The 9,720-nt window shown below is 72.2% G+C and carries 9 protein-coding genes; 3 read left to right on the forward strand and 6 right to left on the reverse strand.

Translation table 11 applies throughout. The annotated features are described in order from the left end of the window. The 6 genes from C1I93_RS24415 to C1I93_RS24440 all read right to left on the reverse strand — a co-directional run. The coding region (locus C1I93_RS24415) for an endonuclease/exonuclease/phosphatase family protein (protein WP_258378338.1) at positions 1-674 on the reverse strand (674 nt) is incomplete at its 3' end. A 19-nt stretch (positions 675-693) separates the two neighbouring features. Next, the gene (locus C1I93_RS24420) at positions 694-2,187 is read right to left on the reverse strand and encodes a phosphatase PAP2 family protein (RefSeq protein ID WP_111245630.1); all 1,494 of its coding nucleotides are present in this window, start codon (positions 2,185-2,187) and stop codon (positions 694-696) included. An 88-nt stretch (positions 2,188-2,275) separates the two neighbouring features. Further along, on the reverse strand, positions 2,276-3,286 hold the full coding sequence (locus C1I93_RS24425) for a YihY/virulence factor BrkB family protein (RefSeq protein ID WP_111245631.1): 1,011 nt from the start codon (positions 3,284-3,286) through the stop codon (positions 2,276-2,278). Positions 3,287-3,325: 39 nt separating this feature from the next. Beyond that, positions 3,326-4,339, reverse strand: a complete 1,014-nt coding sequence (locus C1I93_RS24430) for a diacylglycerol/lipid kinase family protein (protein WP_111245632.1) — start codon at positions 4,337-4,339, stop codon at positions 3,326-3,328. An 86-nt stretch (positions 4,340-4,425) separates the two neighbouring features. Beyond that, a complete protein-coding gene (locus C1I93_RS24435; protein WP_111245633.1) occupies positions 4,426-5,001 on the reverse strand; it encodes a Clp protease N-terminal domain-containing protein in 576 nt (191 codons plus the stop codon). Beyond that, positions 5,001-5,237, reverse strand: coding sequence for an HTH domain-containing protein (locus C1I93_RS24440; RefSeq protein WP_013732409.1), 237 nt, complete (start codon positions 5,235-5,237; stop codon positions 5,001-5,003). The genes C1I93_RS24435 and C1I93_RS24440 overlap by 1 nt, the downstream gene beginning before the upstream one ends. 175 nt (positions 5,238-5,412) lie before the next feature. On the opposite strand from C1I93_RS24440, the gene C1I93_RS24445 reads away from it, so the two are divergent. The 3 genes from C1I93_RS24445 (at position 5,413) to C1I93_RS24455 (ending at position 9,718) form a co-directional block, all read left to right on the forward strand. Beyond that, entirely contained in the window at positions 5,413-6,279 is an 867-nt protein-coding gene (locus C1I93_RS24445; RefSeq protein ID WP_111245634.1) for a universal stress protein, read from the forward strand. An 82-nt stretch (positions 6,280-6,361) separates the two neighbouring features. Then, a complete protein-coding gene (locus C1I93_RS24450; protein WP_111245635.1) occupies positions 6,362-8,755 on the forward strand; it encodes a phosphoketolase family protein in 2,394 nt (797 codons plus the stop codon). A gap of 93 nt (positions 8,756-8,848) precedes the next feature. After that, complete coding sequence (locus C1I93_RS24455; protein WP_111245636.1) at positions 8,849-9,718, forward strand: universal stress protein; 870 nt, start codon at positions 8,849-8,851, stop codon at positions 9,716-9,718. Positions 9,719-9,720: the final 2 nt, after the last annotated feature.

Consider the following 9,720-nt stretch of genomic DNA (forward strand, 5'->3'; position numbering starts at 1 on the left):
GGGTGCTGGGTGGCGAGGGTGGGGGTGGCGAGCAGGTAGTCCAGGCGCATGTCGGAGAACTCCGCGCCACCGTGTCGGGTGGGCGCGGTGGATCCGGCGGTCGCGCCCAGGTCGACCAGGCCGGCGGCGAGCAGGCGGGCCACCGCGCGGGTGTCCACAGTGCGGCCGTCCCGGCGCAGGTGTCGACGGCGGTACGCGTCAGGCAGCCGGGCCAACCGGTCGGTGTGGTCGGCGTACGGGGCGAGGGTGTTGAGGTCACCGGCGAGCAGCGCCAGGCCGGCCCGGACCGGGCGCAGCGCGGCGGCCAGCCAGCCGGCCTCGACCAGCCGGCGGGTGCCCGAGTACGGGTCGAGGTGGGTGCTGAGCACGGTGAGCGGCCCGGCGCCGGTGGCCACCGTCACCCGCTGCGCGGCGTGGTGGAACGGTCGGCGCACCGGCCCGGCGGAGAGCACCCGCCAGGGCGGGCGGACCAGCACCGCCACCGGCTGCCCGAGCCAGGAGCCGGCCCGGTACGCCCGCAGCCCCAGCCGGGCGGCGAAGGCCGCCACATCGAGATCCTGCAGCTCTTGCAGGGCGAGCACGTCCGGTCGCTGCTCGGCGATGACCTGGGCCACCTGATCGCGCCGGTCGCGGCCACCACGGTCCCGCCCCCCGGTGCGGATGTTCCAGGTCATCACCCGCAGCACTGTCGGCTCAACCCGCCGGACGGGCGGCCTCGGCCAGCTCGTCGTCGAGGGTGTCCACGTCCTCCGACTCGATGGCCGGCTGGTTGCCCTCGGCGACATCCTCGTTGGGGCGCACGACCCAGTAGAGCAGGCCGATCCAGAGCGTGGTGAGCAGAATCGCGCCCATAAAGTCGGTCGGGTGGTGCATGCCCCGGTACATCCGCGAGACGGCCACTCCGACCGGCATCACCACCGCGAGCGCCACGAAAACCCACCGCCACCACCTGTCGGTGCGGGGAAAGACGATGACGGCGATGGCGACCCAGAGGCAGAGCGTCGCGGCGATGTGACCGGACGGGAAGGACGAGGTCGGCATCGGCCCGTCCAGGTTGTCCACCGGCGGGCGGGGCCGGTCCACCGCGGCGGCGGAGGCGAGGAAGAGGGTCAACTCGCCGAACATGGTCAGCGCCACGAACAGCACCGGCCGCCAGCGGCGCCAGATCGCCAGCACCAGCGGGCAGAAGACCATCGACACGAGCAGGATGGCGTGGGTGTCGCCGAACTTGCTCCACCACCAGCTCAGGTCGTCGAGCGCCGGGGTGCCCTGCTCCGCGAACCAGGTCGGCACCACCTCGTCCCAAGTGCCGAGGAAGGTGTCCTGCGCGTAGTAGCTGACGAACATGCCGAAGCCGTAGAGCGCCCCGAAGATCAGCACCCAGCCGACCACGATCTCGGCGATCGCGGCCCGGGGGTGCGGCAGCAGCTCGCGCTCGTCGGGCGCGAGTGCCACCTCGGGTGCCGCCTCCGGCTCCAGCCCCTCCGTCAGCGGCGTCGCCGGCCGGCCCCGCTCCACCCGCCACAACCGGAAGGCGTACGCGGTGACGCCGAGCCAGGCGGCGCCGAGCAACCAGGCACCGAGCACGTCGGAGAGGAAGTGCACACCGAGCGCGACCCGGGTGAAGCCGATCAGGAAGACGACGACGCCGGTGCCGATCATCGCCACGCGACGCCAGCGGGGTGCCATCGCCGGCAGGAACACCAGCAGTAGCGCACCGTAGGCGACCATCGACCCGAGCGCGTGACCGCTGGGGAAGCTCTGCCCGGCGTACGTGCCGATGGGCACCTCCACCTCGGGGCGCAGCCGGTCGACGAGGGTCTTGAGCGTCGGGTCGAGGACCAGCGCCCCCACCCCGGCGGCGACGACGAACACCGCGAGCCGGCCCTGCCTGCGGATCAACAAGCCGACCACGGCGACGGTGATCAGCCAGATGATCACCGGCCGGCCACCCAGGTCGGTGATCGCGTTGAGGACCGTGACCAGCGGGCCGATCGGCGAGATCCGCTCGTTGAGCCACTGCGCCACGCCGTGGTCCACGTCGTACAGCGGGCTCCACCGTACGCGCACCAGCACCAGCACCAGCCCGAAACCGACCCCGGCACCGAGTACGAGCGCCAAGCCGGCGAGCGTACGTTCGGTGAAGTGCCCGAGAGGTCGGCGCAGTACGTCCCTGACCGCGCCCACGGCAGCCTCCTTCGCTTCTGGCGTGCCGCTGTACCCGATCGAGGTGCCTGGTACACCCGGCCACCCGCCGCAGGCCGGTGACCGTGGTCTAGAGGGCCGTCATCTCGCCGGTGTCGTGCAGCCCGCTGCGTTGCGCGTTCGGCTTCCACAGGTCCGGCTGGGCCGGCTCCTGCACGCCGATGCGTACCGCCTCCAGTTGGGCGGCGAAGGCAAGGCCACCGAAGAGCGCCATGCCGGTGAGGTTGGCCCAGAGCAGCAGGGCCATGATGCCGGCCAGCGCGCCGTAGGTCTGCCCGAACCCGTCGCTGAGCCCGACGTACGCGGCGAGCAGCAGGCTGGCCAACCACCACAGGACCGTGGCAATGCCGGCACCGAAGAACAGCCAGGACAGACCGGGCTGGCGTCGCCGGGGCGCGTGGCGGAACAGCACCGCGACGGCCAGCACGGTCAGCCCGAGACTGAGCGGCCAGCGGATCACGTCCCAGCCGACGCTGGCCACCTCACCCCAGGCGTAGTGGCGTTCCACCGAGTCGCCCATCGGCCCACCACCGACCAGGATGAGGAAGCCGGCGAGCGCCGGCAGACCGGCGGTGACGGCGAGTACCGCCGCGCGCAGATACTTCCGCAACGCCGGGCGGTCCCGCTCCACGCCGTAGATCCGGTTGGCGCCCCGTTCGATCTGCGCCATCGTGGAGGTCAGCGCCACCAGCCCGGTGATCAGGCCGAGAGTCAGGGCCATCTCACCGATGCTCTCGACCCGCTCGGAGCGCTCGGCGTCGCCGAGCAGTTCGGCGACCACCTCCTCGCTGGCGCCGGGGGTCAACGCGAGCACGGTGTCGGCTACCACCTCGCCGCCCTCGGCCACCCCCAGCTCGGAGATCAGGCCGGTGAGTGCGATCAGGAACGGCACCACGGCCAGGCAGAGCTGGAACGCGAAGGCCCGCGAGTGGCTGAACCCGTCGCCGTAGCGAAACCGGGTGAAGGCGTCGCGCAGCAGGTGCCAGCCGCCCTCGCGGCGCAACGTCTGCCAGGCGTGGTCGGCGCAGAGCTGCTCGTCCGGCATCAGCCGGGTCTCCGGCACCATCTTCGTGCTGCTCACCGGACCCGCCCTTCGCTCGCGACTGCGAGGCTCGCAAGCTCACTCCTCGCGCTCGCCGTGGCCCTGCTCGACGAGGCGTTCGCCGCGCTCGGCGGCGGCGGAGGCGTCCTCGGTGAGGTCGGGTGCCTGCTCCGGGCGCGGTACGCACAACCACAGCGCCCGGCGGTGGATCTGCGCCCGGAGCACGCTGCCGGGCTCGATCAGGTCGCCGTCCAGCTCGCGCGGCTGGGACCGGTTGCTGCTGATCTCCACCCGGCGGGCGCGGTACACCTCCATCCGCGGCACCCGGTCGCGGCGGCGCACCACCGCCCAGCCGAGGGAGAGCCAGTGCCGCAACCGGTTCGGGGTGAGCACGGCGACATCGAGGTAACCGTCGTCGGGCTCGGCCTCGGTGAGCAGCACCACCCCGCCCTGGAGCCGTCCCACGTTCGCGACAAGCACCGAGCGGGCCCGGCGGCGCAGCGGCTGCTGGTCGTCCAGCCGGATCCACACCCGCATCGGCCGGTCCCGCAGGTGTCGGGCGGCACCCACCACGTACGCCGGCCAACCGATCCGGCGCTTGGTCGTCTCGCTGGTGGCGGCGAGCATCTGGGCGTCGAAGCCCATGCCTGCCATCACCGCGAAATGCTGCCCGTCCACCTCGCCGACGTCGAGCAGCCGCCGCCCGCGTTCCACCGCCACCGCCAGCCCGGCGGCCAGGTCGTTCGACAGGCCCAGGTTGGCCGCGAGCAGGTTGCCGGTGCCCTGGGGCAGGACGGCGAGCGCCACCTCGGTGCCGGCCAGAGCGTCGACGCAGGCCCGTACGGTGCCGTCGCCGCCGCAGGCGAAGACGAGGTCCACGCCGGCGGCGACGGCCTGTTCGGTCTGGCCACGGCCGGGATCGTCGACGGTGGTCTCGTACCACAGCGGTTCGGGCCAGCCCGCCGCGGCGAGCGTGTCACCAACGGTGCGGCGCAGGTCGTCGAGATCGACCACCTTGACCGGGTTGACCACGATCGCACTGCGCAACGGCTGCGCCTGCCCACCAGCTTCCACGGCGCCAGTGTGCGCCATGGTGGCGGGTTCAGCGACCCGACGCCGGTGTGGGGAGGTCCACTCGCCGGACCCGGCGATCGGCGTTTGCGGTGCGACCGTTCGGGTCAGGCGGCGGCCAGCGCGGCCTCGACCCGGCGGCGGAGGTCGGCCAGGTCGACACCGGCTTCGCTGAGCACCAGCGCGCCGAGCCCGCCGCCCTCCCGCAGCAGGCCGAGCAGGATGTGTTCGGTGCCGATGTGCCGGTGCCGCAGCCGCACGGCCTCGCGCAGGGACAGTTCCAGCGCCTTCTTGGCCCGGCCGGAGAAGGGGCCGCCGGTGTGTCGGCGGCGGCCCCACCGACGTCGTGGCGCCGGGACGGCCTCCCGCAGCGCGTCGGGGCCGAAGGACTCCTCGATCCGGGCCACGATGGCGGCCAGGTCGATGCCGATCTCGCGGAGTGCGGCGGCGTCGGCCTCGGCGAGGCCCATCCCCCCGGTCTCGGTGTGTCGACGGACGCGCGTGCGCAGGTCGTCGGCGGTGACTCCGGCGTCGCGGAGCACCCGGACGGCCAGGTTGTCCTCGTCGGCGAGGACGCCGAGCAGCAGGTGCTCGGTGCCGACGGGCCGCTGCCCCTCGGCGCGGGCCTCGTCGCGGGCCCGGGTCACGACGGCGCGAGCCCGGTCGGTGAACCGTTCGAACATCACGCCTCCCAGGAGGACTCGACCGCCGGTCGCCCGGCGTGCTTCTTGTGGACCGCCTGCCGGCTGACCTCGAGCGCGTCGGCGATCTCCTGCCAGGACCAGCCCTGCCGTCGGGCGTTGTCCACCTGGACCACCTCCAGCCGTTCGAGCAGCCGGCGCAGGGCGCGTACCGCGCGCAGACCGACCCGGGGGTCGGTGCTGCCGGCCGCGGCCGCGAGTTCCGTTGCCTGACTCATACCTGTCAACTTACATTGACACCTCCCGTTCGTCAACTCTAGTTGACAACACCGGCGCGCTCGTACGTCGTCCTGCTGTCGTGAGCAGCAGCCCCGGCGATCACCCTCCGGGGTCGCACCGGCACGACTAGCCTCGGACGCAGGTCGGGTGCGACTGCCACGGAGGTGATGCCGGATGGCCGCAGCAGCCACCAGACAAGATCCTCTGATCGTCGGTGTCGGTCCGGAGGACGTGCAGCCGGTGGTCCGGCTCGCCGCGCAGGTGGCCGCCGCGCACGACCGTGGCCTGCACCTGCTGCACGCGTTCAACTGGGCGGCGATGCAGGCACCGGCGGTCTCCGGGTCACGGACCGACGCCGAGCAGCTGATCGCGCAGGCCACCACAGAGGCACGCGCCGCCGAACCGGACCTCACGGTGACCACCGAGATCGTCGAGGGCCCGGCGGTGGCGAACCTCGTCCGCCGGTCGGAGTCGGCGTTCCTGGTCGCCATCGGCGACGGCGGGATGGCCCACTGCGGGCGCTGCATCCCGGCGGACAGTCCCGCCGTGCAGGTGGCCGCCCGCGCCGAGTGTCCCGTGCTGATCGTCCGGCGGGAACCGCCACCGAGGGGTCCGGTGCTGGTCGGGGTGGACGGTTCGGCCTCCTCGGAGGCCGCGCTGGCCTGGGCGCTCGCCTGCGCCGCCCAGCATCGCGCCCGGCTGCTCGCGATCTGGGTGGTCCACGACGACGCCGAGGTCGAGCAGGCCGGCGATCGGCTCCGCGCGTTGGTGTCCCGCTGGAGCGACATCCACCCGGGTGTCGCTGTCGAGTGCCACGCCATGTGTGGCGACCCCGGTGGCGTACTCGTCGACCAGTCCCGTTCGGCCCAGCTGGCGGTGGTCGCGGCTCGGGGTGACGAACCGTGGCGCGGCATGCTCGGCGCGGTCAGCCAGTCGCTGCTCTACCACGCGCCGGCACCGGTGATCGTGGTGCGCGGCGGGTCCGGCCCGCCGGCACCGGCGGGCCATGACGGCCCGGACGGGCGGGACCAACGGCCCTGATCCATCCTCGCCGATTCGGCGAGGCTGGGTACGAAGGCGCTGGGGATGCAGGATCCACCGACCCGCGAGAGGCTGAGCAGGTATGGACACCGTCGTAGATGCGCAGAGCACCCTGACCGAGGACGAGTTGCGCCGGCTGGACGCCTACTGGCGGGCGGCGAACTATCTCACCGTCGGGCAGATCTACCTGCTCGACAACCCGCTGCTGCGTGAACCACTGGCACCCGAGCACGTCAAGCCCCGACTGCTCGGACACTGGGGCACCTCCCCCGGCCTGAACCTGCTCTACGCCCACCTGAACCGCACCATCGTCGCCCGCGACCTCTCCGCGATCTTCGTCACCGGTCCCGGTCACGGCGGCCCGGCCATCGTCGCGAACACCTGGCTGGAGGGCACCTGGAGCGAGCTTTACCACGGCATCGGCCGCGACGAGACGGGCATGGCCCGGCTGTTCCGCCAGTTCTCCTTCCCCGGCGGCATCCCGAGCCACGTCGCGGCGGAGGTGCCGGGCTCGATCCACGAGGGCGGTGAGCTGGGGTACGCGCTCAGCCACGCCTACGGCGCGGCCTTCGACAACCCGGACCTGCTCGTCGCCTGCGTCATCGGTGACGGGGAGGCGGAGACCGGGCCGCTGGCCGGCAGTTGGCTGTCCAACGTGTTCCTCAATCCGGCCCGCGACGGCGCGGTGCTGCCCATCCTGCACCTCAACGGATACAAGATCGCGAACCCGACGGTGCTGGACCGGATCCCCGAGTCCGACCTGATCGACCTGATGCGCGGCTACGGCTACCAGCCGTACGTGGTGGCCGGCGACGAACCTGCCGCCGTGCACGAGCTGCTGGCAGCCACCCTGGACCGGGCGCTGGACGAGATCGCCGCGATCCAGCGCCGGGCCCGCTCCGGCGGCCCCGTCGAACGCCCCCGCTGGCCGATGATCGTGCTGCGTACGCCGAAGGGGTGGACCGGCCCGCATGAGGTCGACGGCAAGCAGGTCGAGGGGACGTTCCACGCCCATCAGGTGCCGCTCTCCGAGGTACGCAGCAACCCCGAGCACCTGGCCGAGTTGGAGCGCTGGTTGCGCAGCTACCGGCCGGAGGAGTTGTTCGACGCCACCGGTGCCCCGGTCGCCGAGTTGGCCGCGCTGCCGCCGCGCGGCGACCGGCGGATGAGCGCCAACCCGGTCACCAACGGCGGGCAGGTGCTGCGCGACCTGAACCTGCCGGACTTCCGGGACTACGCCGTCGAGGTGCCGCGACCCGGCGCGACCGTCACCGGCGCCACAGGTGAACTCGGCAAATGGGTACGCGACGTGATCGCCGCCAATCCGCAGACCTTCCGGCTCTTCGGCCCGGACGAGGTCGCCTCGAACCGGCTCCAGGCCGCCTTCGAGGTCACCGACCGGGCCTGGGTGGCCGGCACCGTGCCCGGCGACGACCACCTCTCCCCCGACGGCCGGGTGATGGAGGTGCTCTCCGAGCACCTGTGCCAGGGCTGGCTGGAGGGCTACCTGCTGACCGGCCGGCACGGCATCTTCACCAGCTACGAGGCGTTCATCCACATCGTCGACTCGATGGTCAACCAGCACGCCAAGTGGCTGAAGGTGACCCGGGGCATCCCCTGGCGGATGCCGGTGGCGTCGCTGAACTACCTGCTCTCCAGCCATGTCTGGCGGCAGGACCACAATGGCTTCTCGCACCAGGATCCGGGCTTCATCGACCACGTGATGAACAAGAAGGCCGAGGTGGTCCGGGTCTATCTGCCACCGGACGCCAACACCCTGCTCTCCACGATGGACCACTGCCTGCGCAGCCGGCACTACATCAACGTGGTGGTGGCCGGCAAGCAGGCCGCGCCGAACTGGCTGACCATGGAGGAGGCCGTCCAGCACTGCCGGCGCGGGCTGGGCATCTGGGACTGGGCCAGCACCGACGACACCGAGGAACCGGACGTGGTGCTCGCCTGCGCCGGTGACGTACCGACGCTGGAGACCCTGGCCGCGGCGGACCTGCTGCGCCAGCACCTGCCCGAGCTGAAGGTCCGGGTCATCAACGTGGTCGACCTGATGCGGCTCCAACCACCGACCGAGCACCCGCACGGCCTGCCGGACAACGAGTTCGACACCCTGTTCACCCGGGACAAGCCGGTCATCTTCGCCTACCACGGCTACCCGTGGCTGATCCACCGGCTCACCTACCGCCGCACCAACCACCAGAACCTGCACGTACGTGGGTACAAGGAGGAGGGCACCACCACCACGCCGTTCGACATGGTGATGCTCAACGACCTGGACCGTTTCCACCTGGTCATCGACGTGATCGACCGGGTGCCGGGGCTGGCCGCCCGCGCGGCGCACCTGCGCCAGGAGATGACCGACGCCCGACAGTCCTGCCGCGACTACACCCGCCGCTTCGGCGAGGACGACCCCCGGGTGGCCGAGTGGCGCTGGATCCGTGAGACCGACCAGACCAACCCGTAGCGGAGGTGCTGTCATGAACGAGCGTCAGCGAGTGAATCATCATCTCAGTGTCGTGGTGCCTCATGGCGGCACGCAGCGAAGCGAAGTGCCGTCATGAGCGACATCGTGGTGGGCTACGACGGCTCACCGGATGCGGCGGCGGCCCTGGACTGGGCGCTGGAGCAGGCCCGCTGGGACGGCCGGCCGGTGCGGCTGGCGTACGTCTTCGAATGGCTCACCGTGGCCGGCTGGATCGGGCCGGGGGTGACCCCCGGGATGTGGCCGGACGAGCGGGCCCGGCAGCAGGTCGAGGAGTTGGTGGGCAAGGCCGCCGCCGACGCCGCCGCAACCCACCCCGACCTGACGGTACGCGGCGAGGTGCTCGACGGCCCGCCCGCGCTGGTGCTGGAGGAGTGCTCGGCCCAGGCCGACCTGCTGGTGCTGGGCGGCCGGGGTCACGGCGGCTTCGCCGGTCTGCTCGCCGGCTCCACCGCGGTGAGCGTCACCGCGCACGCACACTGCCCGGTGGTGGTGGTGCGCCGCGACACGGCCGGCGGGGCCCGGTCCGGGCATGTGGCGGTCGGCGTGGACGGCTCCGAGCACTCGCTGCTGGCCCTCGGTTTCGCCGTCGAGCAGGCCGCGCTGCGTCGGGTTCCGCTGCACGTGGTGCGGGCCTGGCAACCGTCGCAGGAGCAGTGGCACCTCACCGGCGAACAGGCCCGCGACGCGGCGCTCGCCGATCAGCGCGCCGAGTTGGACGAGGCGCTGCGCCGCTGGCAGGAGAGTTTCCCCGACGTCGAGGTGACAGTCGAGACGGCCGCCGCCGCCCCCGCCGGGCTGCTCATCGACGCCAGCCGCAATGCGCAGCTGATGGTGGTCGGCACCCGGGGCCGCGGCGGCCTGCGCGGCATGCTCCTCGGCTCGGTCAGCCAACAACTCATCCAGCACGCCCACTGCCCGCTCGCCGTAATCCACAAACGCTGATC

The organism is Micromonospora endophytica, assembly GCF_003236305.1.
Classification (GTDB): Bacteria; Actinomycetota; Actinomycetes; order Mycobacteriales; family Micromonosporaceae; genus Micromonospora; species Micromonospora endophytica.